Below are 23,365 nucleotides of genomic sequence, written 5' to 3'. Positions count from 1 at the left end.
AGTGGAAATTTTTCTTCTGTCTCTGCTGTTTGCAGGGCTTACAATTGTGGCCTATCTCTTTTTGAACAGCCAATACATTAAATACCGCTGGACACTCTTAAATCCTGTGCTGACCACTACTGTTGTCTTGGTGATTATTTTACTGGTATTCAATGTTCCCTATGAAACTTATATGCTTGGAGGGAAATGGATTGGCGAGTTGCTTGGTCCAGCTGTAGTGGCTTTGGCTGTTCCACTCTACAAGCAGCGTGATTTGCTGTGGCAAAACCTGCTGCCAATCGCCATCGGTGTTACTGCCGGAGCGATTGTCGGTTTAACCAGTGGTGCTTTATTGACCAAGCTATTCCAATTTTCCAACGAAATGGCTCTAACCATGTTGCCGAAGTCAATTACCACACCTGTTGCCATGCAAATGGCGGAAGCGCTCGGAGGCATTCCTTCACTTGCCGCGGTATATGTCATGACTGCCGGGTTTACCGGCATTATTGCCGGTCCTTGGCTGTTGAAAATATTAAGTGTCGATTCTTCCATCGGACTTGGCATCGGCCTAGGGTCTTCTGCCCATGGCCTCGGTACAGCAAAAGCCTTTGAATACGGTCCGGAAGAAGCTTCTATGAGTTCTGTCGCGATGACTTTAAGTGCTGTGGTCGGGTCATTTCTCGGACCGGCCATTGTGTGGCTGTTCTTTTAACAAGAGCAGCCTTTTAGTTTGACCAAAACTTACTGGCACAAAGGCTGAATCCTAAAACAAAAATCCTGTATGAAAATGAACAAGCCATTTTCATACAGGATTTGCTCCTTTTAATAATTCAGCTGCCAAGAAACACCGAACCGGTCCACCAGCCAGCCGAACTTTTTGCTGAAAGGGTACTCATCCAGGGGCATTAAAACCCCTCCGCCTTCCGAAAGCTGGGCGAAAACACGGTCAATTTCTTCTTCGCTGTCGCATGTGACATATAAAGAAATTGCCGGTGTAAAAGTAAATTCATGATTGACGATGCTGTCAATGCACATCAACGTCTGCCCATTCAACGTAAAAGTGGCTTGCATAACAGTCCCGTCTTCATTATGGACAATGTTGTCGACACGGGAGTCTTCAAACAGCGATGTATAAAATTCCATCGCTTCTTCTGCCTGCCCTGAAAACATCAAAAATGTGGTGATTTTCGGAATCACTTTTTCCACTATGCATACACTCCTTTTTCAGTTGCCAATATCTCTCCGGTTAAAGCCGATAAAGCCGGCAATTAATAAAAGTAGAGCTATCGCCAGTAAGATTGCCAATGCCGTAAAATTCAGTTGCTCAATTGGAAGCTGCGGAACATGGCCAAATGGCGTTGTTTTTTCTAGCCAAGCCGGGAACTGGAACAAAGCGCCCAAATAGACTATGACAAATGAGAACACCAAATACAGCCAAACCAATCCGGATAATCTGGGTACCCAGCCGAGCAATCCAGCTGTTGCCCCAAGCATAATCCAGACAGCTGGCAAATAAGCCAGCGCAGCTTTATAGACCATTCCGACCGAAAGCTCTTCCTCCTTCATCGCATTGCCTACTAAACCAAGCCCAAGCCCTGCAAGCGATAACATGATGAAACTGGTAATAAGAGAAATCAATACATAACTACCCATTAAACGGTTTCTGGAAACCGCACGGCTTATGAAATGTTCAAGCCGGCCACTCTTTTCTTCTCCTTTTAGTCTTAAAATGGCCAGTAATACCGGGATGGTACCAATGATTGCCATAACCGACATCAGCATCGGAATAAATTGTTCGGTCAATGAGTTCCCTGGAGCTGCTGCTAAAAACTCCTGCATGATTTCAACATCGGCAAAGAAAGTTTCTAAATCGCCGAGTACTGAACCGTATGAAGCACTTATCAAGAAAAGTCCAAAAGCCCATGCAACAATACTAGTGCGCTGTAGACGAGTGGCCAATCCCAAAGGACTCTGCAAAATCGGCGAGGCATGAGAGTTGCCAGTTCTTCCCGGCAAAAATCCTGAACCCAAATCCCGGATGGAATTCAGATAAAGCGACAGCAGCGACAGCAAAAAAGCTGCAGCTACAGTAAGCCAGATCGGCCACCATATATTTTGGACATATACTTCAGACCGCAAAATCCAGCCGAGCGGAGAAGTCCAGGACAGGGCTTCATTTCCAATATCTCCGATAGCACGCACAGCATAGGCAATTATGAGCGCAGCAATCGACAAGCCGATTGTGCTTCTCGAATTTTGCGACAGCTGGGCAAATACAGCTGTGATGGCCGTAAATATTAAGCCGGTCGCTCCCAAGGCAGCTCCGTAAAGCAAAGAACCTTCCAGATCCATGCTTTCAATCCCGAGTATATACAGTCCTAAGCCTGTAGTCACAGCAAGCAGTACGTTGACGGCGAGCATGACTAGCAGCACTGACTGGAGATTCGATAAACGCCCCACAGGAAGTGAACGGATCAACTCAATCCGGCCGTCTTCCTCGTCGCTGCGTGTATGGCGTGCCACTAGTAAAATACTCATCAGCCCGACGACTACCGCTGTCATTAACAGCATCTGATGTGCCATCAGGGCGCCTGCGGTATAATTGTCTAAGCCATATCCGCGGCCCACCATTGCAGTCATCGCTGGATTTTTCATTGTTTCGGCTATCGCTTGCCGCTCCCCTGCATTCTGGTATAAATCCGTAAATGCGATGGCTGTCAGTATCGTGACGAAGACGAAGGAAAGGAGCCAGAGCGGAATGCGGACGCGGTCTCGCCGCCAAATAAAACGCATCAATGTACCCGTTTCGTCAAATAAGCTTTTGTCCATGGTAGGCCGCCTCCTGTTTATGCACTGTACTTTCTCCTTCGTAATGGCGCATGAACAATTCTTCTAACGTTGGCGGAGAACTTTCCAACCTTACAATGCCGAATCCGCTGACATAACGGATCACCGGATCCAGTTCCTCTGCATCTACTTGAAAAGACAGAACTCCTTGTTTTTCCTGTATTCCCTGTACGCCTTTTAATTCATGCAACGAAGGCATCTGCCGCTTCGTTTCCACTACCAAAATGCTTCCTGTCAGGTGCCGCAGCTCCCGCAAAGTTCCCGTCTCAATAATCTTGCCTTGCCGGATAATCGCGACTTTATCACATAGCTTTTCAACTTCAGATAAGATATGACTGGAAAGCAAAATGCTTTTGCCTTGTGCTTTCGCCTCCCTCACCCATTCCTGGAAAATACGTTCCATCAACGGATCAAGCCCGGAAGTCGGTTCATCAAGAATATAGAGATCGGCTTCCATAGACAAGGCCGCTATCAACGCCACTTTTTGCCGGTTCCCTTTCGAATAAGTCCGGCATTTTTTGGTTGGGTCTAAATCAAATTTCCGGATCAATTCTTCCCGCCGGGTTTTGCCATGGCCGCCGCGCAATTTCACAAACAAGTCAATGACTTCTCCTCCCGTCAAATTCGGCCATAAATTGACATCCCCTGGAACATAGGCCACGCGCTTATGAATATCCACTGCATCATTCCATGCGTCTTGTCCGAAAACTTCAGCTTTTCCGGAAGTCGCTTTCAAGATGCCTAGAAGTATGCGGATAGTTGTCGACTTGCCTGCACCATTTGGTCCGATAAAGCCATACACTTCCCCTTTTCCAACTTCAATGTCAACACCATCAAGTGCTGTGAAATCTCCAAACTTCTTGGTCAAAGCGGTGGTTTTCAAAATGCTCATGCCAAATCCTCCTTTTCTATATAAAAGCTTTTCTTTAAAATGTCGGGGTAGCCATATAACTCTTCCCAATACGGTTTAAAATCAATGGAGGCTATTTTTTGTCCTTCCAGCCGCTGCAATAATTCATTTTGATAACCTTCAATGGACCAACGGATCAATTTGAACGCCCTGTCCGCATCTAAATCCTTTCTAATCAATGATTTATCGATGTCTTCATATACTAATGCCGCACTTAAAGCATTCAGTTCCGCATATTTTTTCTGCAAACGCTCCGGCAGTTCCCTATCTTTCCCGAGTGCAAAAGTTCCCAAGAAATCAAAAACCTGCTTATTTTCCAGCTGCGATTTCATCTTGACTTGTGCTGCCCCTTTAAAGCGCTTAATAAAATCCGGTTCGCTTGTATCTACCTGCTTAAAATAAGTATTCACAATGATATCCAAGCTGTATTCAACCAAGTATTCCTACAGTTGTCTTTTACTTTCAAGATAATAAAACAGCATTCCTTTGCCAATTCCAGCATTTTTTACAATGCGGTTTGTGGAGGCTTGCTGATAACCATTTTCCGCAAATTCCTGAAGCGCCGCATTTAATATGGTCTGTTTTTTCTTGTTCTCGAGGTTTTTAAACTTTTCCATCTTCTCTAACTTCTCCGTTCATTAGACCAGTTTGGTCGATTACAGAATACTCCCTTGGGCCATAGCAATCAATTAATTTTCGCAATTCTCTATTTTTTGATTTTTGAAATTAAACCTTTGCCCCAGAGCTTAGATAGTGCTATGTTCTAAATGAAATATATTATAGGAGGAATAATAATTGAAAAATTTATTTACCAACAAAAGCGGCTCTTTGTTCGCTGGAATATTGGCATTGATCTTACTTGCCGGCTGTGGCAACAGTGCTGAAAATGCAGTGGAAGAAGAGCCATCGGAATGGGATAGAATCCAGGAAGAAGGTGTCTTGACCGTTGCCACTTCCGGTACGCTGTTCCCGACTTCTTACCGCGCGGAAGGCACCGACGAGCTGACAGGCTTTGAAGTTGAAGTCGTACGTGAACTTGCTGAACGCTTGGAGCTTGAAGTTGAATTTACAGAGCTGGGCTTTGATGAGATGCTGACGTCCGTCCAAACAGGCCAAGTGGATTTAGCAGCAAACGATATCGAAGTAACGGAAGACCGGAAAGATAAATTCACATTTTCTACACCGTTCAAGTATTCCTACGGCACTGCCATTGTCCGGAAAGACGATTTATCCGGAATCGAGACATTAGAAGACTTGAAAGGCAAAAAAGCAGCAGGCGCTTCCACTTCTGTTTACATGGAAACTGCGCGTGAATACGGAGCGGAAGAAGTGGTTTATGACAATGCCACAAATGAAGTCTACCTGCGTGACGTCTCCATTGGACGCACAGACGTTATTCTAAATGATTATTACCTGCAAACACTGGCTCTTGAAGCCTTCCCTGAACTGAACATTACGATCCACCCGAATTTGAAGTACAGCCCTTCTGAAGTAGGAGTAGTGATGAACAAAGACCATACCGAACTTGCCGAAAATGTGAACCGCGTGATTGAAGAAATGCTGGAAGACGGCACCATTACTGAAATTTCCGGAGAATTCTTTGCTGGCGCTGATGTAACCCAGAAAGTTGATATTGAAGAATAAGAAAAAGAAGCTGTCCGCGTGTGCGGGTAGCTTCTTTTTATGTCTTTAATGAGGATCTACATTTAAAATGATTTATTGCACTTAGCCCACTTGATCGGCGTTCCGGTGATTTTGCATGATTAAATAAAAACCAGTAAAGAAAACGAAAAATGAGTAGCCAGCTTTTAAGCCGCCCTCCATAATCAATTTCTGTCATCGCTAATTCGCTTTCATCGCATACAAAAGTTCCCCATCCGAATTCTTTGAAATAAACTCCGCCTCATAAATAGTGTCATCAGCGGTTTCCAGGATACCGAACCCTTTTGCAGGGCCAGACTCTGCAACGGATATTTCAATGGTTGTCGTTTCGCCGCCTGCTGTTTGGATGTCCACACTTTTTATCTCTTCATCAAATGTCCGGATGATTAAAATCACCGGATCCTCTTTACTGTAAGTCGAACTGGAAAACGTCAGATGAATCGGCTTTCCCGATTCTACGGATTCGTGAGCGAATGCTTTCTTGACGTTCCACTCAAACCAGTTTTTTTCAAGAAACACCTCTTGTTCAGCTCCATCGTTCGTGCTGACAAAGGCCACAGCTTTTTGCCGGTCGTCAAAAATTTCAATGTATTCCCATTGAGCCACATGCAACTGGCTTCCTACAGCCGCTTCCACTTTTTCTGAATCATTCCCAGATAACAAACTGATGATTCCTGCACTCAGTAAAAACAATGATATCAGCAAAACTAACTTGGTTTTCATTTTGCTTCATCCCCTTTTGCGTTCCTATATTTTACTAAGTATTCGTCCTGTCCCTTTAAAATTCCTTTTCTTATCTAACTTCCTTTCATTAGAAAAGATTGAGGAAGATTGCTTTTATTATTAATTGCCAGATGTTTGCAACGAAAACTTTCACCTTTTGAACTAAAGCCTTATACTTAATTGAGTAGTTAGAATAATCAGAAGAAGAGGTGCCGCCATGAACTTTTCTTTTTCACCGCTTGGCGACCAAGCGATTGTTATTGAAGTCGGGCAGGAAATCAATGAAAAAGTACAGGAGCGTGTACGCGCCATTGCAGCGCTGCTGGAAGCCGATCCTCCTCCTTGGATGGGAGAAATCATTCCGGCTTTTACCACTGTCACGGTTTTTTATCATCCACTGGCCACCCTATACGAAAAAGTGCAGCAGGAACTCGAAGAACGTGTCCAGCATATATCCGAAGCTGCCGCTGGCGAGTTCCGGACTGTGGAGATTCCAGTTTGTTACGGAGGCGATTTCGGACCTGACCTAGACTTTGTGGCACAGCATAATGGGCTGAGTCCTGAAGAAGTAATTGAAATCCATACCAGCGGAACTTATACGGTCTACATGATCGGCTTTGCTCCAGGATTCCCATTCATCGGCGGAATGTCTGAAAAAATCGCAGCTCCCCGCCGTGATTCACCGCGGCTCCGAATTCCTGAGCGTACGGTAGGCATTGCCGGCATGCAGACAGGCGTTTACCCAATCGAAACGCCAGGCGGCTGGCAGCTGATTGGCCGCACGCCTATTCGGCTGTTTCGCCCTGAACAGGAAATTCCGAGCTTGCTGCAGGCTGGAGACAAAATCATCTTCAGACAAATATCAGAGAGTGAATATCATTCACTTAAGGAGGAGCAGCATGCTGAAGATCATTAAAAGCGGACTTCAAACAACCGTGCAGGATCTCGGCCGCTTCGGTTTCCAGAAATACGGCGTCATTGCCAGCGGAGCTATGGATCCTTTCGCACACCGAACAGCCAATTTGCTGGTGGGCAATGAAGAAAACGCTGCAACATTAGAAATTGCGATGGTGGGCCCTGCTATCCAATTTGAGGAAGACACGTTCATCGCACTTTGCGGAGGAGACTTGTCACCTGAAATTGATGGCACCGCCATTAAAATGTGGCGCACGATCGCCGTCAAAGAAGGAAGTGTTTTGAAGTTCGGGGCTCCCCGCACCGGATGCCGGGTATATTTGGCAGCAACAGGCGGCATTGACGTTCCAGACGTTATGAACAGCAAATCAACTTATCTGCGGGCTGGCATCGGCGGCTTCCATGGACGGGCCTTAAAAGCAGGCGACATCATCCCGACGCACCCTGTTTCACCAAGTCATGCGGCTTCCTTGCTTCATGCCACTGACAATGAACTGGAATGGAAGATTGCCGCTCCCCGATATTTTGACGAGCCTGTCGTCCGCATGATGAAAGGTCGGCAGTTTGAATTGTTCAACAGCGACAGTAAAGAAGAAATTTTCAGCGAAGCTTTCTCGGTTTCTTCCCATTCCGATCGGATGGGCTACCGGTTAGAAGGAATTAAATTGTCATTAGAAGAACCGAAAGAATTGATTTCAGAGGCGGTAGCGTTCGGTTCGATCCAAGTGCCGGCGGATGGCAATCCGATCGTTCTTTTGGCAGACCGCCAGACTACCGGCGGTTATCCGAAAATTGGGCAAGTGGCTTCCGTCGATTTACCGCTCATCAGCCAACTGAAGCCCGGAGACCGGATTCGCTTCAAGGAAATTTCTGTTGAAGAAGCACAAAAGCGTTATATCGAACAAGAACATCAAATCCGCCAATTAAAAATTGGCATTTATTTAAAAAGGGAGGAATGGAAATGACGTTTAAAGTGGACTTGAATTGTGATATGGGCGAAAGTTTCGGGGCTTATAAGCTTGGAAATGACGCAGAGATTTTGGATTTTGTGACGTCTGCCAACATCGCCTGCGGCTTTCACGCCGGAGACCCCGCAACAATGCGGAAAACGGTAGCGATGGCGCTTGAGAAAAACGTCGGGATCGGCGCTCATCCGGGACTCCAGGATCTGGTCGGTTTCGGCCGCCGGAATATCGCCATTTCTCCCCAGGAAGCTTATGACCTGACGGTGTATCAAATCGGAGCCCTGTCCGGCTTTGTGCAGGCGGAAGGCGGACGATTGCAGCATGTAAAAGCACATGGGGCCTTATACAATATGGCCGCTAAAGACGCTGCCTTATCAGAAGCGATTGCCGAAGCGGTCTATAAAATAAATCCCGAGCTGATTTTATTTGGCTTGTCCGGCAGTGAATTGATGAAAGCAGGCGAAAAAATTGGCCTGCGCACCGCTAACGAAGTGTTTTCTGACCGCACGTACCAGCAAGACGGCACCTTGACGCCGCGCACTCAGCCAAACGCTCTCATTACTGACCCAGATACCGCAATCAGCCAAGTTATCCGGATGGTCCAGGAAAATAAGGTCCATACCGTACAAAACCAGGACATCGGCATTAAAGCAGAGACCATCTGCATACACGGTGACGGAGTTACGGCGCTGGAATTTGCAGCAGCCATCTCTAAATCATTAAAGGAGGCGGGAATTGATATCACAAAAGTAGAGGAGTTTATGTAAGCCATGAATTCAAAGGGAGGGAGAATCATGAAGAATACGAACCGCAGTATTTTGCTTGGCGCTGCTTTCCTGATGGCGACTTCCGCTATCGGGCCGGGTTTCCTGACACAGACCACCGTTTTCACAGAACAATTATTGGCTTCATTCGGTTTTGTTATCCTTATTTCCATCATTATTGATATCGGGGCCCAAACGAATATCTGGCGCATCATTGCCGTATCTGGAAAACGGGCCCAGGACATTGCCAACGATGTCCTTCCCGGCCTTGGTTATTTTTTAGCCCTTCTCGTGGTCATGGGCGGCCTTGCTTTCAATATCGGAAATATTGCCGGCGCAGGCCTTGGGATCAATGTACTGTTCGGCTTTGACCCTAAGGTAGGTGCCTTGATCAGCGGACTGATAGCAGTCGGCATTTTCGTCGTTAAAGAGGCGGGACGGGCGATGGACCGCTTTGCACAAATCCTTGGTTTCGTTATGATCGGTTTAACCCTTTACGTTATGATCACTGCCCAACCGCCTATTGGAGAGGCCGTAGTTAAAACATTCGTTCCCGATACGATTAGCATTTTTGCTATTGTGACGCTGGTCGGCGGTACCGTTGGCGGATACATTACATTTGCGGGCGGGCACCGTCTCATTGACGCTGGTCTTACCGGCAGAGCAGCAGTGCCACAAGTTACCCGCAGCTCCATCTATGCCATCGGGATTGCTTCCCTCATGCGCATCATTCTTTTCTTGGCTGTTCTGGGAGTCGTTTCGCAGGGGCTTTCGCTGGATCCCGCCAATCCACCGGCCTCTGTATTCCAATTGGCTGCCGGCAATATCGGTTATAAAATATTCGGTGTCGTCTTGTGGGCCGCAGCCATCACTTCAGTGGTAGGCGCAGCCTATACATCCGTATCCTTTATCCGGACATTTAGTCCGGTTCTCGACAAATACAACCGCTGGCTGGTCATCACTTTTATCGTCATTTCCACAACGGTCTTTGTCATTGTCGGCCAGCCGGTACTGATTCTCATTCTTGTCGGTTCATTAAATGGCTTGATTTTGCCGATTGCCCTTGGCATTATGCTGGTTGCTGCACATAAAGCAAAGATTGTCGGCGACTACAAACATCCGCTGTGGATGACGATTTTCGGTATCGTCATTGTCGTCACAATGGCTTGGATGGGCATCTACACATTATCGAATGGCATTCCTCAATTATTCGAATAATAGCAAAAGGCGCTTGGAAAAAGTTGATCCAGGCGCCTTTTCCTCATTTTATGGATTTTCATTGCCATGCTTGAAATGTCCTGTCGCCTTCGCTAAAACCAGCTGGACGCTTTATTGGTTTCCACTTGCTGAATCCGTCCAATCAGCCTATCCGCATTTTTTCCTTTAACGCTTTTGATTTCCTTGCCTTTATACGAGACAAAAACGTTTGGCTCTTGCTGACTTTATATGTGTAGGGCTCTTGATCCAAACGGCTTCGTTTATCAATGTTGCCTATTTTGAAACTCCTTGATCCAACTTATTTCAAGAACCCATCTTTCTCCAGCACCTGCTGTATTCGAATAGCTACTTGTTCCAAATAACTCGAACTATGCGGCACTAAGTTATTTTTGCTGATCGTCTTAGTTAATCTTTCTACTGTACCATCACCTTCTATCTTAAATCCTTCAACAGCAATTCGCTCTCTCTTGCCCTTGCATAAATCCGAAAAGGCTTGAAATTCTGCCGACACCATGCCGGTTACTTCTTCTATCTGCAACTCAAACCTTAAGTCAGAGTTTTCGTTTACGCGGTATAAAAAATTATGGCAATGTTCGTTGTCGATAAAACCTGTCTGGTGAATCTGGTCTTTGATGATGCCAAGCGGCACAAGGTCTTCAAATTCCACCGCAATCCCGAGCTCTTCTTTCACTTCTCTTACCCCATCTGCGACTGTTTCCGTCGATAAAATATGCCCTGCGGCCGTGATATCGAACAGGTACGGGAAATCCTTTTTGGCCACGCTCCGCAATTGAAGATGAATCCAGTTTTTCCCGTCCCTTCGGCTGATGAACCAACAATGGAAGGTCTGGTGCCAATGCCCTTGTCTGTGTATATCTTCGCGCGCGGCTATTCCAAGATACCGGCTGTCCTCGGTGTAAATTTTAATCTTTTCAGATTCCATCCAATCACCTCTTTTTTCTGTCCTTGTTTTATTATACCCAAAAAGAAACCGGCCAATGAACATTGGCCAGTTTCTTGAAAGCACGGTTCATTTCTTTTATTCCGTAACCGCTGCTTCGACTTTATAAAGAAATTGTTTTGTTCTTTCTTCTTTCGGATTTTGGAAAATTTCTTTCGACGTCCCTTGCTCTACGATGACTCCTTCATCCATAAAAACGACACGGTCAGCCACTTCTTTTGCAAAGTTCATTTCATGTGTAACAATGACCATCGTCATGCCCTCTTCTGCCAGACTTTTAATGACGAGCAGCACTTCCCGAACAAGTTCCGGATCCAGTGCTGAAGTGGGCTCATCAAAAAGCATGACGAGCGGATTCAAGGCAAGCGATCTGGCAATCGCTACGCGCTGTTGCTGGCCGCCTGACAATTGGGCAGGAAAATGGCCGCCGCGGTCGCCTAATCCAACTTTGGCTAGCAAAGCTTCAGCAATCACCTTCGCTTCTTCCGGCTTTGCACCGTGAATCGTAATGGGACCTTCCATAACGTTCTCCATGGCGGTCTTATGAGGAAACAGATTGAACGACTGAAACACAAAACCGGTTTTTTTCCTTAATTCCCGAATCACTTTTTTACGGTGCCGATCAATTTTTCCGCCTGCATGCACTTGGTATTCGCCAATATGAATAATGCCATCGGTCGGTTCTTCCAGGAAATTCAAACAGCGCAGCAAAGTGGATTTTCCGGAACCGCTCGGCCCCATAATGACCACCACTTCACTTTTTTCAATTGTCAGATCGATGCCTTTTAGCACTTCATTGGCGCCAAAATCCTTTTTTAAATGTTCGATTTTGATCATTGTCATAACCATCTCCTAACTCGTCAGCGGACTAGGTATTTGGAGCTCTGCACTTCCAGCTTGTCCAGCAGCTTGGTGAAAAATGAAATCAAGATCCAATAAATTGCGGCGGCGACTAAATAAATAGTCAACGGTTCAAAGGTTTTTGCAATGATCAAACTCGACATCTGCAATAATTCTGTGACGGTGATCACCGAAACGAGCGATGTGTCTTTGATTAGCACAATAAAGGAATTGGATAATGTCGGAATGGCTATCCGCATACTCTGCGGCAAAATAATCCGCTTCAGCGCTTGGGGATAGGTCATGCCCATCGACATCGACGCTTCCATCTGCCCATTATCCACAGCCAGGATGGAGGCACGGAAAGATTCTGAAAGGTAAGCCCCTGCATTTAAACTCAAGGCTACCACTCCCGAAGAAATCGGGTCCAAGGAAATTCCGATTTGCGGCAATCCATAATAAATGACGAAGATTTGGACTAAAAGCGGCGTCCCCCGCATTAGGGAAACATATGTATTCGCCACTTCATTTAATACTTTTACTTTTAGTATGCGAATGATTGCTGTGAAAAATCCGATTACCAGCGCAATCAGGATGGAAATAGCCGCTAAGAAAATCGTCATAAGCGTCGCTTTTAGCAAGGACGGCAATGAATCAATAATAATGGTAACGTCCATATGTCCTCCATTCAGACAAGTGCTATGCTGTTATTCCACTTAAGCGAAAGTTTCTTCCTTATAACCAATATCGATTCCTAAACTTTTCAGCTCTGTTAGAAACGGCTGGAACCGATCCCGGATAATCAAACTTTCGATTGGAATAACTCCTGTCTCAGTTATTTGTCTTGTAGCGATCAGTTTCGCAATAAGCAGCGCCGGAAGAGCCGTTGTTTTAGCCATCGATGTAATGTTTCGTTCATGGTCATATAAATCAACCATTTCCCATTGATGCTTTTTGCGTTTCCCGTCTTTTATACCCGTCACTTCGACTCTCAGAACGGTAATGTCCTTGTGCGAGTCTCCTTTCATTTTCGTTGCCAGTATCTTCTCGGCAAAAGCACGTGGGGTAATGGTAATTCCATCAATTGCGACCGGTGTATCGTCTAAAAAGCCAAGTTCGCCGACCACTTGCATTTTTTCCCAATGTCCGGGATAGCGCACTGTTTTTTCATATAGATTCTTTACTTTTCCTTTTAAGATAAAAGCAGTGCTATGAGCATCCGTGATGACAGTTTCGCATAGTCCGACCGGCTGTGGAAAAGTGATTTCCTGCAAATTCGACAGCGGAGCCAATTCGACAATTTCTCCATCTTGGATGGCAACGGCCGGTTTTGTATATAGCCTCAATAGGCTTTCAAGCCGGTAGACCACTTGATACCAGAGAGGCGGAATCGGATGCATAGGGATTCCGCCGCACGTCATAATTGCTTCGTCCGCTTCATCGAGGAGATCGATGCCTTGCGCAGCTAAAAAATTGGTTATTCCTGGAGCCACTCCGCACCCTGGTACAATGATGACGCCTGCATTTTTTGCTTGCTCATCTAAATCCATTTTCTCCATAAACTGTGAACCGACAAGATCCACTAAATGGCAATGAGAGGAAATAGCTGCTTTAACGGCCGATAGGCTAAGAGAATGTGGAAGACAAGCTACAGCTACGTCAGCGTTCTTCAATACGCGCGCGATGTCTTCTTCCGTTTGGAGAGCAGCCACTTTGCCCATCACTTTTGGATTATCAGCAATGGCCAAGCATCTATCAATGCTCACTTGGTTAACATCCACAGCGGTAATGCTGTCGACTTCCGGAAATTTCACCATTTCCGTAACAACTGTTGTGCCGATCATGCCTGTGCCTAAAACGAAGATATGCAAGCTTCTTCTCTCCCTTCTCCACGCTCCTGTCCATAAAATTGAAGAATAAAGTGATCAAAGACGTTCCTTTGACCACTTTATCCGCCATTAATTTGCTAATGGCTCTGTCCCAAACCATTTTTTATAGATCTCATTATAAGTTCCGTCTTCTTTCATTTCGCCCAATGCCACGTTCACCTTTTCGATGAAATCTTCATTGCCTTTATTGACCGCCATGCCGATTTCATCTTTATTTAAAATATCGCTGGCTATTTTGATTGGGAGGTCTTGTTCCTTGATATTATAGCTGATGAGCAATTGGTCGTTGATAATCACGTCCAAGCGTTTATTTGTCAGGTCCTGGATATAATCTCCGACAGCTTTATATAACTTCACTTCAGCCCCGTCGACACTGTTTGCCACTTCCTCAAACGTCGTGCCGCCGCCGACGCCGACTTTTTTGCCTTTGATATCTTCAAGTTTTGTAATATCATTTGTATCTTCACGAGTCACGAGCACTGAACCGGTGATGACGTATGGATCTGTAAAATCGACACTTTTCTTTCGTTCTTCTGTTACCGTCATCTGACCAATGATGATATCAAATTTATCGGCCTTCAATCCGCCAATCAATCCATCCCATTTAGTTGCAATAAAATTTGCTTTAACGCCAAGGCGCTCCGCGATTTCATTTGAAATATCTACATCAAACCCTTGGTATTTGTCATTGTCGTCAATGAAGTTAAAAGGCGGATAAGTGCCCTCAAAAGCCACATTCAATTCCTTTGATTCTTCAATCCGGCTAAGAACGCTGTCTTTATTGCTTTCTTTTTCACCTTGCGCTGTTTCCTTGGCATCTTCTGAACCACAAGCTGCCAGCATACTGATAACCAGTAAAATGACGAACACCCACACAGCATTTCTCTTCATTCTATTTTCCCCCTTCTTTTGTAGAACTGCTTTTTACTTTTGACGTGGAAAAATAACGTTCAGCCGATTGCATATAAAAAGTCAATCAATGATCGATCGGAGAACATAGATGAGTGGAATTTTCTAAACGGGGAATACCAACGAATAAGCTATGGCAGACGAATATTTCAGCGTCTCATTTCACTTTCCTTTTTCTAGAAGGTATTCCATTCATTATTCCTTACTGAGAGTACAAAGTCAATTTAATTTACAGACTTTTCTAAAAACTTAAAACAGATTTTATTCTTTTTAAATTGCGCTAAAGCTCTCCCTTTACACACTGCTTAGACCGTTTCTCAAGATTGAATACTTTAAGGATTTATGGCCGCAAAAAAACTGCAGACACCTCATCTTTCGAGGTGGTCTGCAGTTTTCTTCATGCCGCAGAATAATTTCTACAGCATGCCATCCATTCTTTTTCCGCTGCTATTTACATCAGTTAACCACTAGTATTTCCTCCGGTTCCGCTTTTGAAGTCCGCGGGTCCTGCAACCAGCAAGCCGCCGTATGGTGGTCATTCCCTACGACCGTTTCAGGCGGAGTAAATGTATGGCAGACTTTCATTGTATGCGGACAGCGGGCTGCAAACGCACAGCCTTCCCCGAGCGTCGCTAGGTTTGGCGGTGACCCTGCAATCGGCAATAGGGGCTGAGAGCGGTCTTCGTTCATTTTCGGCATTGATTGCAGCAAACCTAACGTATAGGGATGCTTTGGATTATAGAAGATTTCGTCCAACGTGCCTTGTTCAACGATTTTTCCTCCGTACATCACTGCTACCCGGTCCGCCATATTCGCCACTACGCCTAAATCGTGGGTGATTAAAATAATCGCAGTATCTGTTTTCTTTTGCAGATCTTTCATCAAATCCAAAATCTGCGCTTGAATTGTTACATCAAGAGCTGTCGTCGGTTCATCCGCAATCAGCACTTTCGGATTGCAGGCAAGTGCCAAAGCAATAACAACACGCTGACGCATTCCGCCAGAAAATTGATGCGGATAATTATCCAGCCGCATTTCAGCTTTTGGGATGCCGACGAGTTTCAGCATTTCCAGCGCCCGTTCCCTTGCTTGGGATTTCGACATGTTTTCATGGCGCAGCAGACCTTCCATAATCTGTTTGCCGACTTTCATCGTCGGATTCAATGAAGTCATCGGATCTTGGAATACCATTGAAATCTCTGAACCGCGGATATTGGTGATTTCTTTATTGGAAAGCTTCAATAGGCTTTTATCGCCATACAAAATATCGCCTTTTGTGATTTCCGTCGTACTTTTTGGCAGCAGGCGCATGATCGATTTGGCTGTCACAGATTTCCCGGAACCGGATTCGCCTACAATCGCCAAGGTCTCGCCTTTTTTCAATTCAAAGTTAACGCCCCGCACCGCCGTGATTTTGCCGGTTTGGGTCTTAAATGAAACATGCAGGTCTTCAACTTTCAGGACAGTATTTTTCATAACAGACCCTCCCCTATTTTTTCATTTTTGGATCTAGTGCATCCCGCAGGCCATCAGCGAGCAAATTGAAGCAGATCATGATTGCACTGATGACCAATGCAGGATAAATCAGCTTATATGGAAAATAACGCATGGATTTATAGCCATCTTCAATCAGCACACCAAGGGACGCGAGCGGCGCTTGCAGTCCAAGCCCGATAAAGCTTAAGAAAGCTTCAAAGAAAATGGCTGTAGGTATCGTGAACATAACCGTAACAATAACCGGGCCCATTACGTTCGGCATCAGATGTTTCCAAATCAGCCGGCTATTTGAAGCTCCCAGCGTACGGGAAGCTAAGACAAACTCCTGCCCTTTCAGCTGAAGGATCTGCCCTCGGACAACCCTGGCCATTCCTACCCAGCCCGTAATAATCATCGCCAGGATAATCGAGCGGATACCTGGTTCTAGCACCAGGATAAAGAGGATAATAACGATCAGATTCGGTATCCCCATCAAAACCTCGATAATCCGCTGCATCACGTTGTCGACTCTTCCCCCGTAAAACGAAGAAATCCCGCCATAAATGACACCGATGACCAAATCGAGCAATGCGGCCACTAAAGCGATAAACAAGGAAATCTGCGTGCCTTTCCAAACCCGCGTCCATAAGTCCCGGCCGAATTCGTCTGTGCCAAACCAATAATTGGTTGCGACGCCACGCTCTGCATACTGGTTCACCCCATTGGCATCCACGCCGTCAAATCCCATCCACTCCAAGCCCGCTACTTTAGGCGGCATATTGGAATGGGCCAAGTTTTGTTCTCTATACGTAAATTCGTTCATGCTTGGTCCAATAAGTGCCATCACAATTAATAAAATTAACAGCACCAAAGAGATCATGGCACCTTTATTCTTTGCTAGCCGCTGAAAAGCTTCTTGCCAGAAAGAAACAGAAGGTGTTGAAATTTCTTCGCTCTTTTTTTGATCGAGCGGAGCTTTTACAAACAAATCGGATGGAATGTCATCAGCAAGGTGATTGTTCTGCTTCTGAAAATCCTGCTGCAACGGCAGTTTTGCATCGAATTCTTTCATGTTGCTTCCCCCCTATAGTTGATGCGGGGGTCCAAGAAGCCATAAATGATATCGACAACGAAAACTACGAATATGAATAATGCGCTATAAAAAATCGTAATCCCCATGATGACGCTGTAATCCAAAACCAGAATGGATAATGTAAACTGCTCTCCAAGCCCCGGAACAGAGAAGATTTTTTCAATAACCAAAGTTCCGGTCATAATCGAAACCGCAAGTGGCCCAAGCATGGTGACTACTGGAATCAGTGCATTTCGGATGACGTGCTTGACGATAACTTGATTTTCCTTCATTCCTTTAGCCCGCGCGGTTATGACGTAATCCTGTCCAAGCACTTCGAGCATTTCGCTGCGGATAAAGCGGGCCACGGTCGCAGTGACCGTAACCGATAACGCAATGGACGGCAGCAAGGTACTGGAGTACCCTTCCCACAATGCTACAGGCAGCCACTCTAATTTAACGCCGATATAATATTGAAGCAATGCCGCAAAAACGAACGAAGGAATCGACATCCCGAGGACCGCTAATGTCACTGAACCGTAATCAACTATCGAATTATGTTTTAACGCCGAAACGATGCCGAGCACTAAGCCGAGAATAGCACCCATGACCAAAGCTTGCAGGCCGATAAAAGCAGATGGACCGATGCGGGTGCTGATCATACTGGAAACGGTTCTTCCTTCATGCTGAAAAGAATAGCCCAGATCCCCTTGTACCAAATTCCCAAGATAGCGTATGTATTGCATAGCCACGGGCTGATCCAATCCATACTTGGCATTTAATACCGCTAGCTGTTGTACGGTCAATTTCTCAGGATTTGTAAAAGGTGTACCTGGCAAAAACTGCATTAGAAAGAAAGTTGCAGTGACGATGATAAAAAGAGTGATTAGCATATATCCAATTCGCTGCACTAAATATCGCTTCATGGAAACACCTCAATTCTGTAAGTTGAGTATCCTTCTGGATGAAAAATACGAGGGGGCCAAAATTCCGGCTACACCCTCGTATCTATAGCTGTATAACCTTTTGATTATTCCTCGATTGATGTCCATTTGTATGAGAATGAAGCACCAGTCGGGTGTACAAGAAGATCTTTAATTTTATTTCTCATTAAGACAGCTGTACCTTCTTGATAAAGCGGCGCAATCGCTGCGTCTTCTTCTAATAATATTTTTTCAATGTTTAATAGTGTTTGATAGCGTTTCGACAGGTCGGTTTCAGTTCTAGCTGAAGCTACCAATTTATCCAGTTCCGGATTATGATAATCCATGCGGTTAGCGGATCCGCCTTTTAACCACATATCCAAGTAAGTCATTGGATCACTGTAGTCCGGTCCCCAAGAGGAAAGTGAAATATCATAATCAATCGCTTTTTCAATTTCTAGACGTTGAGCGAAAGGAACTGCTTTGATGTCCAATTTGAATCCTGGCAGATTTTCTTCCAACTGCGCTTGAAGATACTCAGCCACTTTTTTATGGTCATCTGAATCTGCAATGTTAATTGATACCGTCACTTCTTTTTCGCCTGTCTCTTTCAAGCCGGTTTCCCAAAGTTTTTTTGCTTCTTCTACTGTTCCGGTGTTAAAGTCACCGTTCAAATCACGGAAATCTTTTCCTTCTGGTGATTTGAAGAAGCCTTTAGGGACAACCGCATTTAAAGGAGTAGAACCATTCTTTAAAATAACATCCGTTAAACTTTTTTTGTCAATTGCCATATTGACCGCTTGGCGAATATTTTTGTTTCCAAGTACTGGATGGTTGTGATTGAAACGAAGGAAAATGATTTCTGGTTCTAAAATTGTGTCAAAGTTTTCATCTGCCTTGTATTGATCGACTGATTCAGAGCTCAATACAATTCGATCTACCTTGTTTGTCTCATACAAATTAACTCCAGTTTCCGAATCTTTTACTACATAAGAATTAATAGCATCTAATTTGACGGATTTAGCATCCCAATAATCTTCGTTCTTTTCATATTTCCATCCTTGATCATGTGTCCATTCAGTTAAGATGAACGGTCCGTTGAAAAGGATATTCTCTGCTTCAAGTGCATATTGATCGCCTTGTTCTTCCACGTATTTTTGATTTTGCGGCAAGAATGTCGGGAAAGTTAAAAGAGATTGGAACAATGGATTCGCGCTTTCTAGCGTAACTTCCAGTGTTTTTTCATCAAGCGCTTTAACTCCTAACTCTTCAGCGCCTTTTTCTTCATTCATAATAGCTTCAGCATTTTTAATGCCAGCTGTTACAAACATGAAATTATAAGGACTGGCTTCTGCCAATACACGTTTCCAGGCATATTCAAAATCTTGAGCAGTAACAGGATCTCCATTGCTCCATTTTGAATCACGCAATGTAAAAGTATGAACAGTTTCATCTTCACTTACAACATGATCTGTAACGAGAGCCTCAATAGCTTCGTGATTTTCATCTTGACGATACAATCCTTCATTGACATTGTTGAGCACCGTAAACGCAATTCCATCATGCGCCTTTGTAGAATCCAAAGTTGGAATATCCGCTGTCATCGAAACATTCAATACTTGGCCTGCTGCCCCTTCTTTTTCGTCTGTAGTCTTACCTTCTTCATTTGAACCCTCAGAAGAATTAAAATTACATCCGGATAATATTAAAACGAACACCATGAAAATCATTAATGCTTGAGCTTTTAATTTTCTTCCCATTTCCCTACCCCCCCTATTTTTCTAATAATTCCTTTTAATCATAATAGTAATTTAATTAATAGGCAACAAGATATTTTAATTTTCAAAAACTATGAAGGAGTGGTAATCTTTTAATAACAAAAGAAAGGACTTCCACCTATGACTTTTAAACTCCTCTTGATTTTTCTATCGCTGTTATGTTCACTTTTAATATCGTTCCTGTTTGACTCCAGCTGGAATTTCTTAAAATGGCTTGATGCCGCTTTCCTTGTTGGCCTTCTTCTTTTAATGATCAGCTCTGCGATGATTTTAATCGAAGGCAGGTTTTTTATGGCCTTTATCCAAAGCACCAAAAACTTTTTTGCAAAAATTAATAAACAAGAACAACTGATCAGGGAAAGTGAAAAACGGTCGGCGCAACCAGTTATATACGTAAAACGATTTCCTTCTCGAAAAGCTTTTTTCCAAGTCGGGATGCTGTTTTCCATAGCAAGCCTGCTCGTTTCATCAGCCATTTATTTCTTTTAATAGTTAAAAACCTTCAGCTCATAAAAGCTGAAGGTTTTTTTAAGATGCCCCGTATATCGTTACCTGGTTTTTTCCGCGGCGTTTGGATAGATAAAGAGCCTGATCGGCTTCCTCAATAATCTGTTCCAGCTCTCTGTTTTCTGATGAGAAACTCAATCCCATCGAAACCGTCAATTTTCCGCCGGGACTGCAATTCTTCTCCTTCAAATTTGTAATCCTCTACTTTTTTGCGGAACCGCTCAGCCAGAAAAATCACTTCTTCCGGTTTTGAAACATTCGGGTAGCAAATGATAAACTCTTCTCCGCCGTACCGCGCTACAATATCTTCTTCTCTTGCACTTTCCATTAACAACTGTCCGAGAGTACGAAGAACCGAATCGCCTTTTTGATGCCCATGCGTATCGTTGTAAACTTTAAAATAATCAACGTCAATCATGGAAACCAGCATCGGCGTGTTTTTAGAAAGAATATCTCCAACTTTATTTTTGAAAAAGCGGATATTCGGCAGACGGGTTAGCGAGTCTTGATTTGAATACATCTCCAGCTCTTTACGCAAAAGAAGAGTTCGATTTTCTTCATTCAATATCATGGCCATGGCCAACACCGCAATCAAGGCAAAAAAGAAAATCGGCACGATAATTGCCCAATTTACCGGTGTATAAAAAAACATCCAAATAGACTTTAAAACTTCAAATACCACAAATCCGGTTATCATCCGCTTCAAATCAATAAGAGGGAAAAATTTGTCGACTGGCCGTTTGTCATGGAAAAGAGCGCCTATTAAAACCGGGAACAAAATAGATTGGAGAATGCCAATCTCTGCAGTTGGCCCTCCCATTGATGCCCGGAAACCAGCTGGAATAATCGCTGACAAAACTCCGAATTTCCAGCCGCCCACGTACGTGATAAAGAATAGTGGAACTTCCCTCAGGTCCAAGCGCATCCCTTCGAAGACGTATGGATTATACATAACAGAAAAAGTTAAAAAACTGATAAAAAGTGAAGACAGCAGCAGCAAATGAGAGTGTTTGCTCATTTCCAGTAAAAACAATTCCTTCATTTTCAAAGCTAAATACATCAAAGCAATGATCAATGCCATATTCTCTACAAAGAAATAAAGCAGTAAATCCATTATTTTTTACAACTCCTAAGTATTGCGTCACTTCACATTCTAGCAATTAAAGTAAATAAATTACAGGCATTTTTTCTAATTCTAAACACTATGTTCTTTACTGCCTCTTCTTCCATTAAGAAAAGCTAATTGGTTCATGGTATCTCCTTATTTACCAGGTTCGTGATTTATAGAAGCAGCTTACGAAGTTTTAGCTTTGCAAGGGGATTGGTTTACAGAAACTACTGCCGGAATACATATCTATTAAAACGATTAAAGACTATAATGGCGCTAAGCAGGAGGTGTGAAAATGGATATTAAAGAAAAACTCTCGCATTGGCAAAAAGAAGGCTTAATCGACGAGACTACCGCTGAGAAAATTCTGGCTTATGAACATCGGCAGCCTAGACCCACGAAAATACCGCTGTTGCTGATCATCGGGCTTATTTTCTTTTCACTGGCCGTCTTCAGCTTTATCGCCGCCAATTGGCAGGCGATCCCGGCAGCCTTGAAAATCGGTTTAATGCTGTTGTTAATGTGGTTATTTTATGGTTTTGGACACCTGGCACAGCGGAAAAACTTCGGCTGGCCGCACATTTTCCGGCTGATTGGACTCGCCATGTTCGGGGCCGCAATCATTGTAGCTGTTCAATCGTTCCATTTGCCGTTATCAGGCTCTCTAATTGGATGGGCCCTTTTCCTGGCAGCGATTGGCCATTATTTTTATTGGCGCCATGTGGCGTATGCAGTGGTGGCATTTATTTTTGGAATTCAAGTCTTGATGTCTTCTGTTGTTACGATGGGATGGCTCGAATGGATTGTTTTTGCCGCTGTAGCTCTCGCCTGGCTATACTTCAGCAAAGACCGGCTGCCTGCAATTTTCAGCTGGCTCCTGCTTTTCGGTACAGGACTGATGCTATGGGCAGTGGCCGATTATGACAGCCGGTTATGGCCGATTTGGACTTTATTCGTTTTAGTGGGTCTCTTATTCCTGGTTTCTCCAGAAAAAAAGAAGACATTGCAGCCGCTTTATTTACTGGCGGGCGGAGCGCTGTCACTTATTTATTTGTCAGCCCGCGGTTCTTCTTTAGTTGTCTTTGATGAACTGAATATAATTGAGTCTATTATGCTGTTATTCGCCGGACTAGCGGTTCTTGCGCTTTGCTATTTCCGTGCGCGTCCAATCAGTTGGGTCTCAGCTTTAGGGACAGTCGGGTTGTTGCTGTATGACAATTCGGCAATCGGACTTGCCATTTTATCCGAAGCCGTGGCACTAAGCTACCTGGCTTTTAATCACCGCCAAAATCAGCCGCTTGGGCTCGGTTTTGTTTATTTTATCCTGGTGCAGGTCGTGCTTTATTTTATCTATGCTTGGGACCGGCTCGATATGTCGCTGTTCTTCTTGATCGGCGCACTTCTTCTATTTGCCTTGTCGGGAATTGCCTGGTGGTTTAACCGCAAGAAAGCGAGGGTTGCGTCATGAAAAATTACCTATTTCCCTTACTGCAAACAATTCTGGTAGGGTTGATTGTTTTGAGCTTTTACGCAGCGTCATGGTTTGGAGACCAATTCGTGCTGCGGGCTGAACCGTACGACCCGTTTGATCCGTTTTACGGTGAATATGTCCTGCTTCAATATCCCGATTTAAAACCGGCTGAGCCCGTGCAAAACGGCGATGTTTACTTTACATTACAAGAAAGTGCAGACGGCTATGCCACGCTGGATCAAGTGGCGAATGAACCTTTTTTCGGAGCCATTCACGGCACCTATTACGGGGACACTCTAACATCACCTCAGTTGGAGCAATATTATGTAGAACAAGGAACCGGTCCGGGGCTTGAAAAAGCACAAAAACTGGCGGTTACGGTAGATGTCGCGCCGTGGGGCACTATCCGGCCGGTATTTTTGGAAGCCAGGCAGCAATAGGGAAAAAC

At 44.5% G+C, this 23,365-nt stretch carries 26 protein-coding genes; 9 read left to right on the top strand and 17 right to left on the bottom strand.

The window, feature by feature from the left end; translation table 11 throughout:
• Position 1 precedes the first annotated feature (1 nt).
• On the top strand, positions 2-691 hold the full coding sequence (locus tag ACSFXN_RS12925) for an LrgB family protein (protein ID WP_437150521.1): 690 nt from the start codon (positions 2-4) through the stop codon (positions 689-691).
• A 110-nt stretch (positions 692-801) separates the two neighbouring features.
• On the opposite strand, the gene ACSFXN_RS12920 is transcribed toward ACSFXN_RS12925, so the two are convergent.
• Genes ACSFXN_RS12920 through ACSFXN_RS12900 form a run of 5 tightly spaced genes read right to left on the bottom strand, consistent with a single transcriptional unit; the run spans position 802 to position 4,353 of the window.
• A complete protein-coding gene (locus ACSFXN_RS12920) occupies positions 802-1,185 on the bottom strand; it encodes a VOC family protein (RefSeq protein ID WP_437150520.1) in 384 nt (127 codons plus the stop codon).
• 18 nt (positions 1,186-1,203) lie between these two features.
• Positions 1,204-2,808: an ABC transporter permease gene (locus tag ACSFXN_RS12915; protein ID WP_437150519.1), complete on the bottom strand. Its 1,605-nt coding sequence runs from the start codon at positions 2,806-2,808 to the stop codon at positions 1,204-1,206.
• Positions 2,789-3,718 carry an ABC transporter ATP-binding protein gene (locus tag ACSFXN_RS12910; RefSeq protein ID WP_437150518.1) on the bottom strand — a complete coding sequence of 310 codons (930 nt, stop codon included), beginning with the start codon at positions 3,716-3,718 and terminating at the stop codon, positions 2,789-2,791. Before ACSFXN_RS12910 ends, ACSFXN_RS12915 begins: the two co-directional genes overlap by 20 nt.
• On the bottom strand, positions 3,715-4,158 hold the full coding sequence (locus ACSFXN_RS12905; RefSeq protein WP_437150517.1) for a hypothetical protein: 444 nt from the start codon (positions 4,156-4,158) through the stop codon (positions 3,715-3,717). Before ACSFXN_RS12905 ends, ACSFXN_RS12910 begins: the two co-directional genes overlap by 4 nt.
• Positions 4,159-4,179: 21 nt before the next feature.
• Positions 4,180-4,353, bottom strand: a complete 174-nt coding sequence (locus tag ACSFXN_RS12900; RefSeq protein WP_437150516.1) for a TetR/AcrR family transcriptional regulator — start codon at positions 4,351-4,353, stop codon at positions 4,180-4,182.
• 178 nt (positions 4,354-4,531) lie between these two features.
• Between ACSFXN_RS12900 and ACSFXN_RS12895 the strand changes: the two genes are divergently transcribed.
• Entirely contained in the window at positions 4,532-5,380 is an 849-nt protein-coding gene (locus ACSFXN_RS12895; protein WP_437150515.1) for a transporter substrate-binding domain-containing protein, read from the top strand.
• A gap of 198 nt (positions 5,381-5,578) precedes the next feature.
• Here the strand turns inward: ACSFXN_RS12895 and ACSFXN_RS12890 are convergent, their stop codons facing one another.
• Positions 5,579-6,121 carry a hypothetical protein gene (locus tag ACSFXN_RS12890; protein ID WP_437150514.1) on the bottom strand — a complete coding sequence of 181 codons (543 nt, stop codon included), beginning with the start codon at positions 6,119-6,121 and terminating at the stop codon, positions 5,579-5,581.
• Positions 6,122-6,338: 217 nt separating this feature from the next.
• Here ACSFXN_RS12890 and pxpB point away from each other — a divergent pair, with 217 nt between their 5' ends.
• Genes pxpB through ACSFXN_RS12870 form a run of 4 tightly spaced genes read left to right on the top strand, consistent with a single transcriptional unit; the run spans position 6,339 to position 9,983 of the window.
• The gene (pxpB, locus tag ACSFXN_RS12885) at positions 6,339-7,037 is read left to right on the top strand and encodes a 5-oxoprolinase subunit PxpB (RefSeq protein ID WP_437150513.1); all 699 of its coding nucleotides are present in this window, start codon (positions 6,339-6,341) and stop codon (positions 7,035-7,037) included.
• A complete protein-coding gene (locus ACSFXN_RS12880; protein ID WP_437150512.1) occupies positions 7,021-8,001 on the top strand; it encodes a biotin-dependent carboxyltransferase family protein in 981 nt (326 codons plus the stop codon). Before pxpB ends, ACSFXN_RS12880 begins: the two co-directional genes overlap by 17 nt.
• Positions 7,998-8,768, top strand: a complete 771-nt coding sequence (locus ACSFXN_RS12875; protein WP_437150511.1) for a LamB/YcsF family protein — start codon at positions 7,998-8,000, stop codon at positions 8,766-8,768. The genes ACSFXN_RS12880 and ACSFXN_RS12875 overlap by 4 nt, the downstream gene beginning before the upstream one ends.
• Positions 8,769-8,795: 27 nt before the next feature.
• Entirely contained in the window at positions 8,796-9,983 is a 1,188-nt protein-coding gene (locus ACSFXN_RS12870) for an NRAMP family divalent metal transporter (RefSeq protein WP_437150510.1), read from the top strand.
• A 298-nt stretch (positions 9,984-10,281) separates the two neighbouring features.
• On the opposite strand, the gene ACSFXN_RS12865 is transcribed toward ACSFXN_RS12870, so the two are convergent.
• The 9 genes from ACSFXN_RS12865 to ACSFXN_RS12825 all read right to left on the bottom strand — a co-directional run bounded on the left by ACSFXN_RS12865 (position 10,282) and on the right by ACSFXN_RS12825 (position 19,813).
• The gene (locus ACSFXN_RS12865) at positions 10,282-10,926 is read right to left on the bottom strand and encodes an NUDIX hydrolase (RefSeq protein ID WP_437150509.1); all 645 of its coding nucleotides are present in this window, start codon (positions 10,924-10,926) and stop codon (positions 10,282-10,284) included.
• A gap of 96 nt (positions 10,927-11,022) precedes the next feature.
• A complete protein-coding gene (locus ACSFXN_RS12860) occupies positions 11,023-11,781 on the bottom strand; it encodes an amino acid ABC transporter ATP-binding protein (protein WP_437150821.1) in 759 nt (252 codons plus the stop codon).
• Between the two features lie 23 nt (positions 11,782-11,804).
• On the bottom strand, positions 11,805-12,461 hold the full coding sequence (locus ACSFXN_RS12855) for an amino acid ABC transporter permease (RefSeq protein ID WP_300991005.1): 657 nt from the start codon (positions 12,459-12,461) through the stop codon (positions 11,805-11,807).
• Between the two features lie 39 nt (positions 12,462-12,500).
• Positions 12,501-13,655: a saccharopine dehydrogenase family protein gene (locus ACSFXN_RS12850; protein WP_437150508.1), complete on the bottom strand. Its 1,155-nt coding sequence runs from the start codon at positions 13,653-13,655 to the stop codon at positions 12,501-12,503.
• Positions 13,656-13,742: 87 nt separating this feature from the next.
• Positions 13,743-14,564 carry a transporter substrate-binding domain-containing protein gene (locus ACSFXN_RS12845; RefSeq protein WP_437150507.1) on the bottom strand — a complete coding sequence of 274 codons (822 nt, stop codon included), beginning with the start codon at positions 14,562-14,564 and terminating at the stop codon, positions 13,743-13,745.
• A gap of 474 nt (positions 14,565-15,038) precedes the next feature.
• Positions 15,039-16,058 (bottom strand): ABC transporter ATP-binding protein, encoded by a 1,020-nt coding sequence (locus ACSFXN_RS12840; RefSeq protein ID WP_437150506.1) that lies wholly within the window; start codon positions 16,056-16,058, stop codon positions 15,039-15,041.
• A 13-nt stretch (positions 16,059-16,071) separates the two neighbouring features.
• A complete protein-coding gene (opp3C, locus tag ACSFXN_RS12835; RefSeq protein WP_437150505.1) occupies positions 16,072-17,130 on the bottom strand; it encodes an oligopeptide ABC transporter permease in 1,059 nt (352 codons plus the stop codon).
• Positions 17,127-18,056 (bottom strand): ABC transporter permease, encoded by a 930-nt coding sequence (locus ACSFXN_RS12830; protein ID WP_437150504.1) that lies wholly within the window; start codon positions 18,054-18,056, stop codon positions 17,127-17,129. The genes opp3C and ACSFXN_RS12830 overlap by 4 nt, the downstream gene beginning before the upstream one ends.
• Positions 18,057-18,160: 104 nt before the next feature.
• The gene (locus ACSFXN_RS12825) at positions 18,161-19,813 is read right to left on the bottom strand and encodes a peptide ABC transporter substrate-binding protein (protein ID WP_437150503.1); all 1,653 of its coding nucleotides are present in this window, start codon (positions 19,811-19,813) and stop codon (positions 18,161-18,163) included.
• Between the two features lie 138 nt (positions 19,814-19,951).
• On the opposite strand from ACSFXN_RS12825, the gene ACSFXN_RS12820 reads away from it, so the two are divergent.
• Positions 19,952-20,320 (top strand): DUF3899 domain-containing protein, encoded by a 369-nt coding sequence (locus ACSFXN_RS12820; RefSeq protein WP_437150502.1) that lies wholly within the window; start codon positions 19,952-19,954, stop codon positions 20,318-20,320.
• 39 nt (positions 20,321-20,359) lie between these two features.
• Here the strand turns inward: ACSFXN_RS12820 and ACSFXN_RS12815 are convergent, their stop codons facing one another.
• Positions 20,360-20,482 (bottom strand): hypothetical protein, encoded by a 123-nt coding sequence (locus ACSFXN_RS12815; RefSeq protein ID WP_437150501.1) that lies wholly within the window; start codon positions 20,480-20,482, stop codon positions 20,360-20,362.
• Positions 20,433-21,452, bottom strand: a complete 1,020-nt coding sequence (locus tag ACSFXN_RS12810; RefSeq protein WP_437150500.1) for a GGDEF domain-containing protein — start codon at positions 21,450-21,452, stop codon at positions 20,433-20,435. The genes ACSFXN_RS12815 and ACSFXN_RS12810 overlap by 50 nt, the downstream gene beginning before the upstream one ends.
• Positions 21,453-21,741: 289 nt before the next feature.
• On the opposite strand from ACSFXN_RS12810, the gene ACSFXN_RS12805 reads away from it, so the two are divergent.
• Both ACSFXN_RS12805 and ACSFXN_RS12800 read left to right on the top strand, forming a co-directional pair.
• Complete coding sequence (locus ACSFXN_RS12805; protein ID WP_437150499.1) at positions 21,742-22,914, top strand: DUF2157 domain-containing protein; 1,173 nt, start codon at positions 21,742-21,744, stop codon at positions 22,912-22,914.
• Positions 22,911-23,357 (top strand): GDYXXLXY domain-containing protein, encoded by a 447-nt coding sequence (locus ACSFXN_RS12800; protein ID WP_437150498.1) that lies wholly within the window; start codon positions 22,911-22,913, stop codon positions 23,355-23,357. Before ACSFXN_RS12805 ends, ACSFXN_RS12800 begins: the two co-directional genes overlap by 4 nt.
• The last annotated feature ends 8 nt before the right edge of the window (positions 23,358-23,365 follow it).

This window comes from Planococcus sp. 1R117A, from assembly GCF_051417975.1.
In the GTDB taxonomy this organism is placed as follows: Bacteria; Bacillota; Bacilli; order Bacillales_A; family Planococcaceae; genus Planococcus; species Planococcus shenhongbingii.
The sequence above is the reverse complement of the archived record's forward strand: the minus strand, read 5'-3'. Positions and strand labels throughout refer to the sequence as shown.

Bases quoted from the DNA above. Each gene is read 5' to 3' on its own strand.
- ACSFXN_RS12865 (WP_437150509.1), bottom strand. From the start codon at position 10,926: ATGGAATCTGAAAAGATTAAAATTTACACCGAGGACAGCCGGTATCTT.
- ACSFXN_RS12890 (WP_437150514.1), bottom strand. From the start codon at position 6,121: ATGAAAACCAAGTTAGTTTTGCTGATATCATTGTTTTTACTGAGTGCA.
- pxpB (WP_437150513.1), top strand. From the start codon at position 6,339: ATGAACTTTTCTTTTTCACCGCTTGGCGACCAAGCGATTGTTATTGAA.
- ACSFXN_RS12855 (WP_300991005.1), bottom strand. From the start codon at position 12,461: ATGGACGTTACCATTATTATTGATTCATTGCCGTCCTTGCTAAAAGCG.
- ACSFXN_RS12815 (WP_437150501.1), bottom strand. From the start codon at position 20,482: ATGGGATTGAGTTTCTCATCAGAAAACAGAGAGCTGGAACAGATTATT.
- ACSFXN_RS12915 (WP_437150519.1), bottom strand. From the start codon at position 2,808: ATGGACAAAAGCTTATTTGACGAAACGGGTACATTGATGCGTTTTATT.
- ACSFXN_RS12910 (WP_437150518.1), bottom strand. From the start codon at position 3,718: ATGAGCATTTTGAAAACCACCGCTTTGACCAAGAAGTTTGGAGATTTC.
- ACSFXN_RS12840 (WP_437150506.1), bottom strand. From the start codon at position 16,058: ATGAAAAATACTGTCCTGAAAGTTGAAGACCTGCATGTTTCATTTAAG.
- ACSFXN_RS12875 (WP_437150511.1), top strand. From the start codon at position 7,998: ATGACGTTTAAAGTGGACTTGAATTGTGATATGGGCGAAAGTTTCGGG.
- ACSFXN_RS12810 (WP_437150500.1), bottom strand. From the start codon at position 21,452: ATGGATTTACTGCTTTATTTCTTTGTAGAGAATATGGCATTGATCATT.
- ACSFXN_RS12845 (WP_437150507.1), bottom strand. From the start codon at position 14,564: ATGAAGAGAAATGCTGTGTGGGTGTTCGTCATTTTACTGGTTATCAGT.
- ACSFXN_RS12880 (WP_437150512.1), top strand. From the start codon at position 7,021: ATGCTGAAGATCATTAAAAGCGGACTTCAAACAACCGTGCAGGATCTC.
- ACSFXN_RS12825 (WP_437150503.1), bottom strand. From the start codon at position 19,813: ATGGGAAGAAAATTAAAAGCTCAAGCATTAATGATTTTCATGGTGTTC.
- opp3C (WP_437150505.1), bottom strand. From the start codon at position 17,130: ATGAAAGAATTCGATGCAAAACTGCCGTTGCAGCAGGATTTTCAGAAG.
- ACSFXN_RS12900 (WP_437150516.1), bottom strand. From the start codon at position 4,353: ATGGAAAAGTTTAAAAACCTCGAGAACAAGAAAAAACAGACCATATTA.
- ACSFXN_RS12800 (WP_437150498.1), top strand. From the start codon at position 22,911: ATGAAAAATTACCTATTTCCCTTACTGCAAACAATTCTGGTAGGGTTG.
- ACSFXN_RS12870 (WP_437150510.1), top strand. From the start codon at position 8,796: ATGAAGAATACGAACCGCAGTATTTTGCTTGGCGCTGCTTTCCTGATG.
- ACSFXN_RS12830 (WP_437150504.1), bottom strand. From the start codon at position 18,056: ATGAAGCGATATTTAGTGCAGCGAATTGGATATATGCTAATCACTCTT.
- ACSFXN_RS12860 (WP_437150821.1), bottom strand. From the start codon at position 11,781: ATGATCAAAATCGAACATTTAAAAAAGGATTTTGGCGCCAATGAAGTG.
- ACSFXN_RS12805 (WP_437150499.1), top strand. From the start codon at position 21,742: ATGGATATTAAAGAAAAACTCTCGCATTGGCAAAAAGAAGGCTTAATC.
- ACSFXN_RS12820 (WP_437150502.1), top strand. From the start codon at position 19,952: ATGACTTTTAAACTCCTCTTGATTTTTCTATCGCTGTTATGTTCACTT.